The organism is Sphingomonas sp. (assembly GCF_019635515.1).
Taxonomy (GTDB): domain Bacteria; phylum Pseudomonadota; class Alphaproteobacteria; order Sphingomonadales; family Sphingomonadaceae; genus Sphingomonas.
In genome coordinates this window covers 408,906-423,735 of the sequence record NZ_JAHBZI010000001.1, presented here as the reverse complement: position 1 = coordinate 423,735, position 14,830 = coordinate 408,906, and the positions used below count along the sequence as shown (strand labels likewise).

The 14,830-nt window shown below is 66.3% G+C and carries 14 protein-coding genes; 5 read left to right on the top strand and 9 right to left on the bottom strand.

The window, feature by feature from the left end:
• Nucleotides 1–173: 173 nt before the first annotated feature.
• Nucleotides 174–764 (top strand): HD domain-containing protein, encoded by a 591-nt coding sequence (locus KF730_RS02175; protein WP_294091940.1) that lies wholly within the window; start codon nucleotides 174–176, stop codon nucleotides 762–764.
• 109 nt (nucleotides 765–873) lie between these two features.
• On the opposite strand, the gene KF730_RS02170 is transcribed toward KF730_RS02175, so the two are convergent.
• A complete protein-coding gene (locus KF730_RS02170) occupies nucleotides 874–4,119 on the bottom strand; it encodes a carboxypeptidase regulatory-like domain-containing protein (protein ID WP_365972860.1) in 3,246 nt (1,081 codons plus the stop codon).
• A gap of 201 nt (nucleotides 4,120–4,320) precedes the next feature.
• Nucleotides 4,321–6,453: an NAD-dependent DNA ligase LigA gene (gene ligA, locus KF730_RS02165; RefSeq protein WP_294091936.1), complete on the bottom strand. Its 2,133-nt coding sequence runs from the start codon at nucleotides 6,451–6,453 to the stop codon at nucleotides 4,321–4,323.
• Nucleotides 6,454–6,538: 85 nt separating this feature from the next.
• Here ligA and KF730_RS02160 point away from each other — a divergent pair, with 85 nt between their 5' ends.
• The 4 genes from KF730_RS02160 (at nucleotide 6,539) to KF730_RS02145 (ending at nucleotide 10,217) form a co-directional block, all read left to right on the top strand.
• Nucleotides 6,539–7,735 carry an MBL fold metallo-hydrolase gene (locus KF730_RS02160; protein ID WP_294091934.1) on the top strand — a complete coding sequence of 399 codons (1,197 nt, stop codon included), beginning with the start codon at nucleotides 6,539–6,541 and terminating at the stop codon, nucleotides 7,733–7,735.
• A 97-nt stretch (nucleotides 7,736–7,832) separates the two neighbouring features.
• Entirely contained in the window at nucleotides 7,833–8,300 is a 468-nt protein-coding gene (locus tag KF730_RS02155) for a hypothetical protein (RefSeq protein ID WP_294091933.1), read from the top strand.
• A gap of 76 nt (nucleotides 8,301–8,376) precedes the next feature.
• Nucleotides 8,377–9,378 (top strand): isoaspartyl peptidase/L-asparaginase, encoded by a 1,002-nt coding sequence (locus tag KF730_RS02150; protein WP_294091932.1) that lies wholly within the window; start codon nucleotides 8,377–8,379, stop codon nucleotides 9,376–9,378.
• A complete protein-coding gene (locus KF730_RS02145) occupies nucleotides 9,375–10,217 on the top strand; it encodes a S1/P1 nuclease (RefSeq protein WP_294091931.1) in 843 nt (280 codons plus the stop codon). The genes KF730_RS02150 and KF730_RS02145 overlap by 4 nt, the downstream gene beginning before the upstream one ends.
• Here the strand turns inward: KF730_RS02145 and KF730_RS02140 are convergent.
• The 7 genes from KF730_RS02140 to tolB all read right to left on the bottom strand — a co-directional run bounded on the left by KF730_RS02140 (nucleotide 10,214) and on the right by tolB (nucleotide 14,824).
• The gene (locus KF730_RS02140) at nucleotides 10,214–11,164 is read right to left on the bottom strand and encodes an alpha/beta fold hydrolase (RefSeq protein WP_294091930.1); all 951 of its coding nucleotides are present in this window, start codon (nucleotides 11,162–11,164) and stop codon (nucleotides 10,214–10,216) included. The two genes, KF730_RS02145 and KF730_RS02140, sit on opposite strands and share 4 nt — an antisense overlap.
• Nucleotides 11,161–11,421, bottom strand: a complete 261-nt coding sequence (locus KF730_RS02135) for a hypothetical protein (RefSeq protein ID WP_294091929.1) — start codon at nucleotides 11,419–11,421, stop codon at nucleotides 11,161–11,163. The genes KF730_RS02140 and KF730_RS02135 overlap by 4 nt, the downstream gene beginning before the upstream one ends.
• Nucleotides 11,418–11,639 (bottom strand): hypothetical protein, encoded by a 222-nt coding sequence (locus KF730_RS02130; RefSeq protein WP_294091928.1) that lies wholly within the window; start codon nucleotides 11,637–11,639, stop codon nucleotides 11,418–11,420. The genes KF730_RS02135 and KF730_RS02130 overlap by 4 nt, the downstream gene beginning before the upstream one ends.
• Nucleotides 11,636–11,848: a toxin-antitoxin system HicB family antitoxin gene (locus tag KF730_RS02125; RefSeq protein WP_294091927.1), complete on the bottom strand. Its 213-nt coding sequence runs from the start codon at nucleotides 11,846–11,848 to the stop codon at nucleotides 11,636–11,638. The genes KF730_RS02130 and KF730_RS02125 overlap by 4 nt, the downstream gene beginning before the upstream one ends.
• A gap of 9 nt (nucleotides 11,849–11,857) precedes the next feature.
• The gene (locus tag KF730_RS02120) at nucleotides 11,858–12,763 is read right to left on the bottom strand and encodes an SPFH domain-containing protein (protein ID WP_294091926.1); all 906 of its coding nucleotides are present in this window, start codon (nucleotides 12,761–12,763) and stop codon (nucleotides 11,858–11,860) included.
• A gap of 120 nt (nucleotides 12,764–12,883) precedes the next feature.
• Nucleotides 12,884–13,393 (bottom strand): peptidoglycan-associated lipoprotein Pal, encoded by a 510-nt coding sequence (gene pal, locus KF730_RS02115; protein ID WP_294091925.1) that lies wholly within the window; start codon nucleotides 13,391–13,393, stop codon nucleotides 12,884–12,886.
• 69 nt (nucleotides 13,394–13,462) lie between these two features.
• Nucleotides 13,463–14,824, bottom strand: a complete 1,362-nt coding sequence (tolB, locus tag KF730_RS02110) for a Tol-Pal system beta propeller repeat protein TolB (RefSeq protein ID WP_294091924.1) — start codon at nucleotides 14,822–14,824, stop codon at nucleotides 13,463–13,465.
• Between the last annotated feature and the right edge of the window lie 6 nt (nucleotides 14,825–14,830).

Here is a 14,830-nt window from a genome sequence, read left to right as displayed (position 1 = left end):
GGACCCCTGCTTTCGCAGGGAACAGCCGATACCTTGGCGCAAAGGGATATGCACCGGCTTGTTCCGGGGGCCACCGTGCGGCAGTCTCTGGCCAGGAAGCTCACGGACCAGCCCCTGCGGCGAGGTGGATGCCGGAACAAGTCCGGCGTGACGGAGCGGCCAGGGAGAGGCGCATGGAAGATAGCGGCGAGCGCGCGAAATTCACGGCGATGGCCGAGGGCACGCAGGAGGACTGGGGCATCATCGGCGGCCAGTTCATGGGCTATGCCAACGGGCTGGCGGACCGGGTGCTGGCGCATCTGAAGCTGCTCGACGGCGATTTCGGCGGCTTTCCGATCGACCGGCTGCAGCACTCGCTGCAGACCGCGACGCGCGCGCACCGCGACGGGCGGGGGGAAGATTATGTCGTGATGGCGCTGCTTCACGACATCGGCGACACGCTGGGCAGCTACAACCATCCCGATATCGCCGCGGCGATCCTCAAGCCGTTCGTCAGCGAGGAACTGCACTGGATTTGCGAGAAGCACGGCGCCTTCCAGGGCTATTATTTCTTCCATTTTCTCGGGCTCGACCGCGACGCGCGCGAAGCGTTTCGCGGCCACCGGCATTTCGAGGCATGCGCGGAGTTCTGCGAGAAATATGATCAGGCGGCGTTCGATCCGGCCTATCGGAGCGAACCGCTCGAATTCTTCGAGCCGATGGTGCGCCGCATCTTCGCCCGGCCGCTCAACTCGATCTACGCGAAGGCGGCCGAGGCGGCCTGACGATCCGCGCCGGCAGCACAGGCCGCCTGGCCCATCGCTTCGGCACAAAAGAAAACCGCCGCCCCATCGCTGGAGCGGCGGTTTCTTTTTTTGGGTAGGTCGTTGGAGCTTAGAAGCTGAAACGAACACCCACGCGGATCAGATACAGCGAGTTCGACGTGTTCACCGAAGCCTGGTTCGGGTCACGGAACGACGAATAGCGGTACTGGGCGCAGGTCTGGGTTGGAGCAGTATTCACCACACCCGCAGCCGGCGCGGTGCCGGTTGCCGTCGCGGCGCTCAGGCACTGCACCTGGATCACCGACGCGGTCTGCGGGAAGCCGAGCTGACGCAGTCCGCCCCAATTGCTGTTGAGCAGGTTCGGCAGGTTCTCGATATCGCCGAACACCGTGAACCGCGACTTGCCGACGAAGGTCGGAATTTCCTGCTCGAGGTGCAAGTCGATTCGCGTGAAGGCGCGGCTGCGGGCGATGTTCTTCGGTGCGATCTGGCCGCGATAATCGGCCAGCTTGGTCCGGCCGATCAGGCCTTCGAGCGCCGTCTGGGTCGCGGTCGAATCGTAGCTGACCTTCGCATCCGTGGTGCCGGCAGGCACGTACAGCAGATAGCGGTTGTTGTTGCCGAAGGTGCCGAACACCGGCGAGCGGCCGGTATTGTTGTCGATCATCGTGTAGCTGTACGGACGGCCCGCGCGGGTTTCGCCGAACAGCTGGAACACGGTGCGATAGTCGCCGAAGAAGGCATGATCGAACCCGACGCCGTACTTGAACGCCCACTTGGTCTGGTCGCTCGAGGTGCCGTATGCCGCGACGTTCGGATCGCTCGCGGTCTGATTGCCGTAGAGCGAGCTGGCCGTCGACGACGTTGCAGGGCTGAAATCCTTGACGTCCTGCCAGGTGTAGCTGCCGTGCAGCGACAGGCCGAAATCGAAATCCTTCCGCGCACGGAGGACACCGATATAGCTGCGGCCCTTGTTCGTATCATAGACCACGAAGTCGCTGTTGGTGTCGTTGGCGGTGACCAGGCCGGCATAGCGCGGGCGGCCATCGGGCAGCGTGCTGACGACGCGTTCGCGAATGTCGGTGAACGCCGGTGCATGCAGCGTGTCAGTATAGAGGAAGTCGGCACCGACATTGACGCCGAACAGCGTCGCGTCCGCCGACAGCGTCGCCTTCATCACCGACGGCAGGTGGAAATTCTGCGCCATCGAGTTGGTCGGCGCCGCAGCCAGCGACGCGGTGTTGGTGGTGAGGTAGTTCACCGCGGCGCCAGGCAGGGCGGGCGCGGTCACGTTGTTCAGCACCGAACAGATCGACGAGGTGCTGCCGGTGCAGGTGGGCGAACCCGGGCCCGAACGGATCACGCCGTAGTTGCTGGTCGATGAGTTGAGCGCATTCGCCGCCACGCCGGTGTTCGAGAAGCTGTTCGACAGATAGATGTCGGGCGAGCCGCCGCCGAACACGCCGACGCCGCCGCGCAGACGGAACCAGTCATTGGCCTTCCAGCTGAAGCTCATCCGCGGCTGGAAATTGTCGAGGCCCTTGTAGGTCTTGGTGTTGGAGAAGCCGTAGCGGCCCAGGAAGGCTGCGTTCGCGAGCGGCGTATCGCGCATGCCGAACAGGTCATAACGCGCGCCGATGGTGACGGCGAGACGATCGGTGACCTGCCAGTCGTCCTGGAAGCCGAAGGTCCACTGGCCATAATGGAAGTTCGCGGCAGCGCTCTGGATGTCGCCGTTGACCGGAACCTGCAGGTTGTAGCCGCTCGCCGTGCCCGCCTGGAAATCGGCGATCGAGTCGAAATAATAGCTGCCGGCGCTGTTCTGGAGGAACAGGTTGTAGGTGCGGTTCTCGGTATATTCGACGTTGAGCTTGAACTCATGGGCGCCCGCCGAATAGCGGGTCAGGAACGAGCCGCCCCAGGTATCGAAGAACAGCTGGTTGGACTGACGGCTGTTGTCCGGGCCGAAGCCGACGACCGGAACGCCCGAGGTGCAGCCCGTCGCCGAACCGACGCTGACCGCATCGGTGCACACGCGCATCTGCGGATAGCCGGTGCCCATCAGCGAATCCTGGCCGACGCGCGTGAACCGATAGAGCACGCGCGCTTCGGTCGACAGACGGTCGCTCCAGTCCGAATTGAGCTGGGCGATGCCGGCGCGCAGCAGGACCGAGCGCTGATAATAGTTCGATGCCAGCGAAATCTGCGGCGTCGAGGTGCTGGTGCTCGTGCCGTTGGCGATGGTGCTCGATTCGTAGGCATTGATGTAGGACAGCGACAGGCGCTGGCCGTCCATGACGTTCCAATCGATCTTGCCGACGATCTTCTCGTCCTTCTGGTTGTTGATCGAGACGAAATCGCCGGGATCGTAATTGCCGTAGCGCGCGGTCTTGGCCGCGGCGACCACCGACGCCACGTTGGCGGCGTTATAGCCCGGAATCTGCGTGGGCGACGAGACCGCGAGCGGACGCGGATCGGTGTTGCGCTCCGCGGCGACCATGAAGAACAGCTTGTCCTTGAAGATCGGGCCCGAGAGCTCGGCGCCATAGGTCTTCGACTTGTAGCTGGGCGGGCTGAAGGTGTTGTTGCCGATCCGCTTGCCTTGCAGGTCGTCGGTGCTGAGCGAATAGAAACCGGTACCCTGGAACTCGTTGGTACCCGAGCGCATCACGGTGTTGATCGAACCGCCGGAGAAGTTGCCCTGCTGGATGTCGAACGGCGCGACCGAGACCGAGAACTGGCCGATCGCGTCGAACGGGATCGGACCGCGGCCGGTGGGGTTCGCGTCGGCGTTCAGGCCGAAGCTGTCGCCGACCTGGACGCCGTTGATCGTGAAGCGGTTGAAGCGCGGATTGACGCCGGCGAACGAAACCGCGCGGCTGTTCGAAAGATCGAGGGTCGCGAACGGATCGCGGCGCTCGAGATCACGCACGTCGCGGTTGATCGAAGCGACCTTGCTGATGTCGCGCTGGGTAAGCGTGGTGGTCGGACCACGAACGGTGATGCCCGCGCCCGCAAGGGCGCGCGCCGTGACGACGATCTCGTCGCCGCCGGCTTCGGCGAGCACGACCGGGACTTCGAAGGCCTGGCCCTGAACGGTGAAGATGTCGGTGATCTGAGCATTGCCCGCGCCGCTCTCGACCGCAACGGTGAACGGACCGCCCACCGCGAGGCCCGACGCCGAGAAGCGACCGCCGGCATCGGTGGTCGTCGTCACGACGGTGCCGGTGGGAACATTGGTGATCGTGACGGTCGCGCCCGCAACGGCCTCACCAGCACTGGAAATCACCGAGCCGCGGATGATCGAAGTGGTTTCCTGCGCGCTGGCGGCCGCCGGAACGATAAGCGCAGCCACTGCAGCGCCAAGAAATAGCTGATGTCGCATGGTAGTCCCCTGAAAGTGCGTTCGTTGCACTGAATCACGCGGTGCGGTTCACCGTCTGCCCGCCCATGAGACTCCTTTATTGCGAGTCCATGACAGGTCAATCGGAGTCGTTCAGGAACTTGTTGTTAACTATCGATGACTTTTGTTGCGTTGCAAAAAAGCATCACCGTATCATTCCTTAGCCGCAGCCACGATCTGCGCCCAATCCCCTTCAGAAATAACCCGAATTCCGAGTTCGGCGGCCTTTTTGAGCTTCGATCCGGCGCCGGGGCCCGCGATCACCAGATCGGTCTTGGCCGAGACCGATCCGGCGACTCGCGCGCCGAGCGATTCGGCCTGCGCCTTGGCTTCGTCGCGACTCAGCGACTCCAGGCTGCCGGTGAAGACCAGCGTGAAGCCGGTGACTTCGGATTCCCGCGATTCGACAAGGAAGACCGGCGGATCCACCTCGGCCAGCAGATCGTCCCACGCCGTGCGATTGTGCGGTTCGTGGAAGAAATCGGCGAGCGCGTGTCCGACGGCGGCACCGACATTCTCGACGCCGATATGCTCGGCGACAGCCTTGTCGAGCCGGGCCTGGAATTTGGCGGGTTCCTCGCCGAGCGCTGGCGTCATCGCAGCGCGGAGCGCGATGATCTCGTCGGCGAGCTTTTGCAGCGCGGGCAGCGTCGCATAGCGCTTGAGCAGGTCGCGCGCGGTGACCGTGCCGATATGGCGGATGCCGAGGCCGAAGAGCAGCCGTGCGGCATCGGGCGCGCGCTTCGCCTCGATCGCTTCGAGCAGATTATCGACCGACTTCTCCTTCCAGCCTTCCCTGCCAAGCAGTTCGTCGCGATGCGGCGCGAGCCGGAAGATGTCGGCGGGCTCGGTGATCCAGCCGAGATCGAGGAACTCGACCAGGGTCTTCTCCCCCAGCCCCTCGATATCGAGCGCGCCGCGGCTGACGAAATGCTTGAGCCGTTCGAGCCGCTGAGCGGGGCAGATCAGCCCGCCGGTGCAGCGGATATCGACCTCACCCTCCTCGGCCACCGCTTCGGAATCGCAGATCGGGCAGCGCGCGGGGAAGTGCCATACCGGGCGGGCGATATCGCGCGTGAGATTCTCGACGATCTGGGGGATCACGTCGCCGGCGCGCTGGAGGATCACGCGGTCGCCCGGCCGGACGCCCAGACGCGCTATCTCATCGGCATTGTGGAGCGTGGCGTTGCGGACGACGACACCGCCGACGGTGACCGGCTCGAGCTTGGCGACAGGGGTGAGCTTGCCGGTGCGGCCGACCTGAATCTCGATATCGTTAAGCGTGGTTTCGGCGCGCTCGGCGGGGAATTTATGGGCGATCGCCCAGCGCGGGGCGCGGCCGACAAAGCCCATCCGCGCCTGCCAGTCGAGCCGGTCGAGCTTGTAGACGACGCCGTCGATATCGAAGGGCAGATCGGCGCGCCGCTTTTCGATCCGGCGATATTGGGCGAGCGCTTCGTCGAGGTCGCCGCGCACCAGCAGATCCGAAACCGGAAAACCCCAGCCCTTGATCCGCCGCATCGCTTCGAACTGCCCGCCCGAGGGTTCTTCCGACACCTCGCCCCACCCCCAGGCGAGGAAACGCAGTGGACGCGACGCGGTGACCGACGCGTCCTTCTGGCGGAGCGATCCGGCGGCGGCATTGCGCGGATTGGCGAACTGGCGCGCTTCCTTGCCCACCGCCTCGGCCTCTGCGAGCAACCGGGCGTTGAGATCGGTGAAATCATCCTTGGCCATATAGACCTCGCCGCGCACCTCGAACACATCGGGGGCGCCGGCGATCGATTGCGGGATATCGGCGATGGTGCGGACATTGGCGGTCACATCCTCGCCGATCCGCCCGTCACCGCGAGTCAGCGCCTGGACCAGCGCGCCACTCTCATAGCGCAGCGAGCAGGACAGTCCGTCGATCTTGGGCTCGGCGGTGAGCGCGATCGCTTCGTCGTCGCGGAGCTTGAGGAAACGGCGGACACGGCCGAGAAAGTCGGTGACGCCCTCGTCGGCAAAGGCGTTGTCGAGGCTGAACATCGGCCGGGCATGCGCGACCTTGGCGAGGTGCCCGGCGGGCGCGGCGCCGACCAGCTTCGCAGGCGAATCGGGGCGGACGAGATCGGGAAAGGCCGCCTCGATCGCGGCGTTGCGCCGCATCAGCGCGTCATATTCGGCATCGCTGATCTCGGGCGCGTCGTCGGTGTGATAAAGCCGGTTGTGGTGCGCGATCTCGGCGGCGAGGCGTTCGAGCTCGGCGGCGGCGGTTTCGGGCGTGTCGGGCAGCGCGGCGGTCATGCCAGCGGGTTAGGGTCTGAACCCAGTTACGGCAACGGTCGTGATCGCGCTTGATCGCACGGCCCGCTACGCCGACAGTGCGGACATGCGTTTCGTTCGGGCCGGTGCGGCCATCCTGTTATGGACTGTGGTCGCTCTGTGCCTTGCCGCGACGGTGATCCCGCATTTCCTCGACCGCATTTATTATCGCGGGGCGGTGAGCGGCCATTTCGACGGCGCCCATTTCTTCAATCCCGATGGCGATGACGACCGGCTCAAGGTAACCGGCCCCGGCAGCCGCGTGCGCTTCATCTGGAAGCAGGTGTTTGGCGATTCCGAGCGCCCGGTCTGGCCGGGGAAGGTGGCGGTCACGCGCGCCAAGCCGCCGGCGCGGATCGAGGACGGGCGGATGCTGGTCACCTGGGTGGGCCATGCGACGCTGCTGGTGCAGGCGGACGGGGTGAACATCCTGACCGATCCGGTTTGGAGCACGCATGCCGGACCGTTCGGGTTCGGGCCGAAGCGGGTGGCCGAGCCGGGGATCGCTTTCGACGATCTGCCGAGGATCGACATCGTCCTGATCAGCCACAACCATTACGACCATATGGACCTGGCGACACTCAAGCGGCTTTGGCGGCGCGATCGTCCGCTGATCGTCACCTCGCTCGGCAACGATGCGATCCTGCGCGGCGCGGGCATTCCGGGCACCGCGCTGGACTGGCGCGGATCGACCGGGATCGGCAAATGCCCGCCGGCGTTCGCGGATTGCCCGGCCCGGGTGACGGTCACCGCCACGCGCAGCCATCATTGGGACAGCCGCTGGTTCACCGACCGCAATCGCGCTTTGTGGTCGAGCTTCGTGGTAAAGCTGCCGAGCGGCAACTTCTTCTTCGCGGGCGACACCGGCTATGGCGACGGCCAATGGCCCGCGGAAGCAGCCGCCCTCGGGCCGATCCGGCTGGCGGCGATCCCGATCGGCGCGTTCCGCTTCGAGGCGGGGCAGATGGTCAGCGGCAGCCATATCGGGCCGCGCGAGGCGATACGGGTGTGGGACGGGCTGGGCCGTCCGTTCGCCGTCCCGATCCATTGGGGCACCTTCCGCCTGTCCTGGGAAGGGCGCGAGACGCCGCCGGAGATGCTGAAGGCGATGCTCGGCTGCGCGCATGTCGACCCCACGCGCTTCGCCGCGACCCGGATCGGCGAGACCGTCGAGGTCCCGGCATTGGGCGCCGCGCCGCCGCCGCCCGATCTCAAGGCGCTCACCGCGTGCGAGACCGCGGGGCGCTTCGCGGCTTTGCGCTGAGCCGTGCCAAAACGGCAAAACCCTCCGATTCGCTCCGTTGCGGTAAGCAACTGTTAGGCATATATTTCCCGGCTTGGGGCTGGGGAGCTTTGAACAGGTGAACGACCGCGCCATGCGCGCACCGCGCCGCTATGAAATGTCGATCGACCGCGCCGGGCTCGCCCTCGCCGTGGGCAGCGTGCTTGCGGGGGGCATAGTGCTGGGGCTGCTGCTGCTCGGCGGCAAACGCGACCCGCTGACGCTGACCAGCGGCTGGGTGATCGGCAGCGTCTTCGCCGGTATCGCCATCACCGCCGTGGGCGGACCTTTGTGGCTGGTCATGCACGTCGCCGGGCTGCGCAAGCCGCGCCATGCCGCGCTGGTCGGCGCGGTCACGGCGATGGCGATCTTCGTCGGCGCGCAGACCTATGGCTTCGGGCTGTTCAGCATGCCGCCGATGGACAATGGCGCGTGGATCTATCGCTGGCTGAGCGCGCTCGCCTCCAGCGCGGTGCTGGCGGTGATCGCGGCGTTCATCGGGGTGGTGATGTGGCGCGTGGCATATCGGCGCTGCCGCGATTATTAGTCCGCCGCCGCCTCGGCGGTAGCATGGTTCCAAGCATCTGCTAGGAAAGCGCGTCACCCTCCCCCGGAGAGCCTCGATGCGACTCTTGCCCTTTGTGATCGCGGCGCTGCTGACGCCGCTCGCGGCGCAGGCCCAGAATCAGGCAGCGCAAAAGCCGCGCTGGACGCTGGTGATCCATGGCGGCGCCGGAACCATCGAGAGGGACAGGATCACGCCCGAGCAGGAAGCCGGGGTGCGTGCCGGGCTGGAAGCGGCGCTGGCGGCGGGATCGAAGGTGCTCGACGCCGGCGGCGACGCGCTCGATGCCGTCCAGGCCGCGGTGCAGGTGCTGGAGGACGATCCCCATTTCAATGCCGGGCGCGGCGCGGTGTTCACTTGGGACGGGCGCAACGAGCTCGATGCGGCGATCATGGACGGGCGTACCCGCGCCGCCGGAGCGGTGGCGGGCGTGACGACGACGCGGCATCCGGTGGCAGCCGCGCGCGCGGTGATGGAGAAAAGCCAGCATGTGATGCTCTCCGGCGCCGGGGCGGACGAATTCGCGCGCAGCCAGGGGCTGGAGCAGGTGCCCAACAGCTGGTTCGCGACGCCGACGCGGCGCGAGCAGCTCGACAAATTGAAGGCCAGCGAAAAGCTCGGCTGGTACGATGTCGATCGCAAATACGGCACGGTCGGCGCGGTGGCGATGGACGCCAATGGGCATGTGGCGGCCGCGACCTCGACCGGCGGGCTGACCGGCAAGCGCTGGGGCCGGATCGGCGACGCCCCGATCATCGGCGCCGGCACCTATGCCGACGATCGCGCCTGCGCGGTCTCGGCGACGGGCGCGGGCGAGTATTTCATCCGCGAGGGCGTGGCGCACGAGATCTGCGCGCGGGTGCGCTTCAAGGACGATAGCCTGAAGGCCGCCGCCGACACGGTGATGGCCGAGACCCTGGCACTCGGCGGCGCGGGCGGCGTGATCGTGACCGGCCCGAGTGGCGAGATGGCCTGGAGCTTCAACACCCCCGGCATGTATCGCGGACGCGCATCGTCGAACGGCGAGCGCATCGTGGCTTTCTATGGAGACGACAAGTGAAGCGCATCCTTATCCTGCTCGCCGCCCTGATCGGCTTCGCCTCGCCCGCGCATGCCTATTGGGAATGGGGCCATGAGACGGTCGCCGCGATCGCCTATCGCAACGTGACGCCGGAGGTGCGCGCCTCGATCGACCGGCTGCTCAAGAATTCGGCGCTGCTCGAAACCGCGGGTTGCCCGGCCAAGACCATCGAGCAGGCCAGCGTCTGGGCCGATTGCATCAAGACGCTCGGGCCGCGCTTCAGCTACGCCTATAACTGGCACTATCAGAACGTGAACATCTGCAAGCCGTTCGATATCAAATCGAACTGCCCCGACGGCAATTGCGTCTCGGCGCAGATCGACCGCGACGTGAAGCTGCTCAAGGATCACGGCGTGCCGACGCGCGAGCGGATCATGGCGCTGGCCTTCCTCGTCCATTTCGTCGGCGATCTGCATCAGCCGCTCCATGCCGGCGATCATGGCGATCTTGGCGGCAATCGTGCCAAGACCAGCTATGGCTTTTACTCGACGGAAAAGCTCAGCCTCCACACGATCTGGGACGGCCATCTCTCCGAGCGCGCGATCTCGACGCCGCCATCGATCGTGCGGGTCTATTCGACCGAGGAGCGCGAGAAGCTGTGGGGCGGCACCACCGAGGACTGGAGCCGCGACAGCTGGCAGGTGGCGCGCGACGTCGCCTATGGCAGCGCGTTCGGCGGCGACGCCTGCGCGCGCAATGCGCCGGCGCGGGGGACGCTGACGGCCGAGACGATCGACAAACTCGTGGAGCCCGCGCGCCAGCAGATGGTGAAGGGTGGGCTGAGACTCGCGCGCCTGCTCGACGAGGCGCTCGGCTAACGCCGCGCACTTACGAAGCCGGCAATGGCGTCGGCCACGCCCGGCGCGAGCGGGAGCGACGGATTGCCATAGGTGGCGATATTCGCCGCACGATCGTCGCTCGCGACCGACTTCAGGACGTGGTTGACGCCGGGCAATATCTTGAGCGTCGATCCCCTGGCGGCGGCAGCGAGCGCCTGTGCATCGGCGAGCGACACCTGGATGTCGCGGTCGCCGTGCACCATCAGCACCGGCACGTGCAGGCTGGCGGCGAGTTCGGCGGGATGCTGCGCGAAGACATCGATCAGGAAGCCCTGCACCGGCGCCGCGAACAGCCCGGCCAGCGGCGGCAGCGTCGCGGTATCGACCCGGCGCCCGGCCTCTAGCGCATCGAGCGCAGCCATCGCGGCGTCGAGTAGCGGAGCATTGGCGGGGTTGGCGCGAAGCTGTTCGCGCATCACCGTGGCGAGCGGGCGGCCGGGCGCGGAGACGAGGATGACGCCGCAGATGCCCTCGGGGCGCTGCGCCGCCTTGAGCGCGACGAGCCCGCCCTCGCTATGGCCGAGCAGCCAGACACAGGCGCGGCCGGAGCGCTGGCGGAGCATATCGACCCACGCATGCGCATCGGCGGCGTAATCGGCGATCTTCACCGCATTGGCATCGGGGATCGCCGCCTTGCTCGCGAACATGCCGCGCTTGTCGGCGCGCAGCGTGGCGATGCCGCGCTCGGCCAGCGCATCGGCGAGCAGGCGATAGGGCGCGGCGGCCACGCCGAGCGGATTGTTGCCGTCGCGGTCGGTCGGCCCCGAGCCGGGCAGGATCAGGATCGCGGGCGCCTTTCCGCCGGGATCGATCAGCGTGCCCGCCAGCGGCCCGGCGGGGCCGGGCACGGTGACTTCGACCGGCTCGACCGGGTTCGCCGGCGCCATCGTCAGCACCGCAGTGACGGCCAGCGCGAGAAGCTTCATTTCGAATCCTCATCCTTGCCCCAGCGCCAGCGCCAGCCGCCGCGCGTGTGCCGCGCGACCACCAGCATGAAGGCGGCGGTGAGGATCAAGGCGATCACCAGAAACCCGATCGGGTAGCGCGGCGCCAGGAACGTCGCGCCGCCCATGATCGCGGCGAGAAAGCCGAGGAAGATCACCCAGCCCTGCCACGCGATCGGCAGTCCCGAACCATAACCATAACGCTTGGGGGCGAACCACTCGCCCGAATCATCGCTCATTTCCCGTCTCCCTGGAGCGCGACGAAGCGGACCACCACCAGCCCGACCACGAGGATGCCGAGGCCGATTGCGAGCGCGACCGGCGTGCGCACTTCATGGTGCTGCCCGAGATAGGCGCCGAAACCGATCATGATCGCCGAGAGCAGGCCGAGCGCGGCCGATATGCGCCGATTCCCGCGGCCGTTGCAGCCGCGCCTGCGCGGGATCAGATGCATCATTCCTCGTCTCCTTTATCCTTGGGCGGGCGGCCGCGCCTGGCGCGGACCGGATCGGCCAATTTGACGCCCCTCCGGCCCAGCGCCTCGCGCAACAGGCATTCGACCTCGGCGTTGACGCTGCGCAGGTCGCTCGCCGCCGCCCGCTCGATCGCCGCGTAGAGCGCGGGATCGAGACGGAGCGGAAACGCCTTTTTGGGAGGAGCGGACACCGGACCAGCCTATTGGTACAGCGAGCCCGCATTGACCACCGGCTGGGTGTCGCGCTCGCCGCACAGCACCACCATCAGATTCGAGACCATCGCGGCGCGGCGCTCGTCATCAAGCTCGACGACGTTCTTGGCCGAGAGGTGATCGAGCGCCATCTCGACCATGCCGACCGCGCCCTCGACAAGCGTCTGGCGCGCGGCGACCACCGCCTGGGCCTGCTGGCGGCGCAGCATCGCTCCGGCGATCTCCTGCGCATAGGCCAGATGGGTGAAGCCGCATTCGTCGACGGTGATCCCGGCGACGGTCAGCCGGGCGATCAGCTCGGCGCGGAGCTCGCTGCCGACCTGATCGTGATTGCCGCGCAACGTGATCTCCTGATGCTCGAAATCGTCATAAGGATAGCGCGAACCGATGGTGCGGACGGCGGCTTCGATCTGGACGTTCACGAACGCCTTGTAATCGTCGACGTCGAATAGCGCCTGGGCGGTGTCGGTCACGCGCCACACCACCTGCGCCGCCATCTCGATCGGGTTGCCGCGCAGATCGTTGACCTTGATCCGCTCGGAAATGATGTTGTTGGCGCGCGCCGAGATCTTCTTCTTGCCCATCCACGGCCAGGTCCAGCGCAGCCCGGTGGTGCGATCGGTGCCGCGATAGTCGCCGAACAAGGTGATCACCGCCGCCTGATTGGGCTGGAGCAGATAGAAGCCCATGGAAACAAAGAGAAAAACGACGACCGAGGCGATGAGCCAGGGGACCACGATCGCATCGTTCATCCGGTCGATCTGGGTGAGCGCGGCGGCGCCCGCGACAATCGAGAGCAGCAGCACGAGAAGCATGCCATAGCCGCTGGCGGTGCTCGCGGTCTTCTCGCGGCTCTGGCGCAGCGCATGGGTTGCGGAACGGTCGTCGGTCATCAAAGCCTCCCGATAATTATGATATCTTATTTATATCGGTTTGGAGGGTGCGGCAAGAACAAAAAGAAAAGGCCGCCGGAGCGCGTGCTCCGACGGCCTTCGAACCTGCCTGCGAAGGGCTTAGCTGATGACGATGGTCACCGCGCGGCGGTTCTGCGCCCAGCTCGATTCGTCCGAGCCGAGGGCGACCGGACGTTCCTTGCCGTAGCTGATCGTGTTGATCTGCGAGGGCGAGATGCCGCGCGCCGCGAGATAGTTCTTGGCGGCGTTAGCGCGGCGGTCGCCCAGCGCGAGGTTGTACTCGCGGGTGCCACGCTCGTCGCAATGCCCCTCGATGGTGATGCGCACGCCGGGATGCGCGGCGAGCCAGCGCGCCTGGCTGTCGAGGATCGCGCGCGCCTCGCCATCGATGTCATACTGATCGAAGGCGAAATGCACCGTGTTGCTCGAGACTTCGCGCTTGAACTGCTCGTTGAGCGCGCTCGAGCCTTCCTCGCCCGAGCTGTTGTCGAAGCCGCCGCCATTGTCGGTGATCGGGCCCGGGGGCACGTCGGTGATGCGCTTCTTGGTGCAACCCGCGGTTGCGACAAGCGCCAGGCCCAGCACCACGCTGGTCATCACTTTTGCCATCGTTCTTTCCTCCATTTTCACGAACACTAGCCCGTCCGGGGCACAAAAGCACGCTTCAAGCGCAACGAATCACGGGCGGATCGGTCCCCAACTGGGATCGGATCCGTCGAGCGGGGTCGGAATCTTGCGGGCGTTGACCCCGGTGAGATCGACCGACCAGAGGTCCGGGCGCCCCGAACCCTGCGCCGTGCGGAAGAACATCAGCACGCGGCCATTGGGCGACCAGGTCGGGCCTTCATCGCCCCAGCTGTTGGTCAGCAGCTTCTCGCCACCGCCCGAGGGCGACATCACACCGATGCGGAAGGCGCCGCCGCCGGTGCGGGTGAAGGCGACCAGATCGCCGCGCGGGCTCCAGGCCGGCGTGGCATAGCGGCCGCCGCCGAAGCTGATCCGCTTCTGATCGCTGCCATCGGCATTCATCACATAGAGCTGCTGGGTGCCGCCGCGATCGCTTTCGAAAACGATCTTCGAACCATCAGGCGAATAGCTGCCGCCGGTATCGATGCCGGGCGCGCTGGTCAGCCGGCGCGGCGTGCCGCCCGCTGCGGGCACGGTGTAGAGATCGGTGTTGCCGGCGACCGACATCGAGAACAGCACATTCTGGCCATTGGGCGAAAAGCGCGGCGCGAAGGTGAGGCTGGCATTATCGACCAGAAGGCGCGTGGTGCGCGAGCCGAGATCGTAGATGCGGATCGAAGGCCGCTTGTTCTCATAGCTCATGAACACGATCTGGTTCTGCTTCGGCGACAGCCGCGGGGTCAGAACGATCGACTGGCCATTGGTGATGAAGCGATGATTGGCGCCATCCTGATCCATGATCGCCAGCTGCTTGCGGCGGCGGTTCTTGGGCCCCTGCTCGGCGACATAGACGAGCTGGCTGTCGAAATAGGGGCCTTCGCCGGTCAGGCGCGTATAGATCGCATCGGCGCATTTGTGCGCGGCGCGGCGCCAGTCGGCGGGCGAGACGACGAAGCCTTCGCGGATCATCTCGGCACGCGAGGCGATATCGTAGAGATAGCAGCCGACGGTCAGGCTGCCATTGCCATTGGCACGGACATAGCCCTGCACCAGCGCCTGCGCGCCGGTCGCGCCCCAATTGTGATAGGCGGGCGCGGTCACTTGCGAATAGGCGACGGGGAGCAGGCGATCCTGCGACAGCGGCGTGAACAGCCCGGAATTGCGCAGATCGTTGGTGATGATCTCGGAAAGCTGGCGGCCGAGCACATCGGTCGAACCGGCGGGCGTGGCGGCGACTGCCGAAGTCGGCATCACCGGGATCGCGATCGGCATCGGCGCGGAGATGCCGCCGACCACATCGATGACGGGATCCTCTTCCGCCACCTGCACCGGGGGTGCCACCGGCGGGGTTTGCGCATAGGCGGTGCCGCCAGCCAGGCTGAAAGCGAGGGCAAGGGTTGGAACAATCTTCATCGGCTT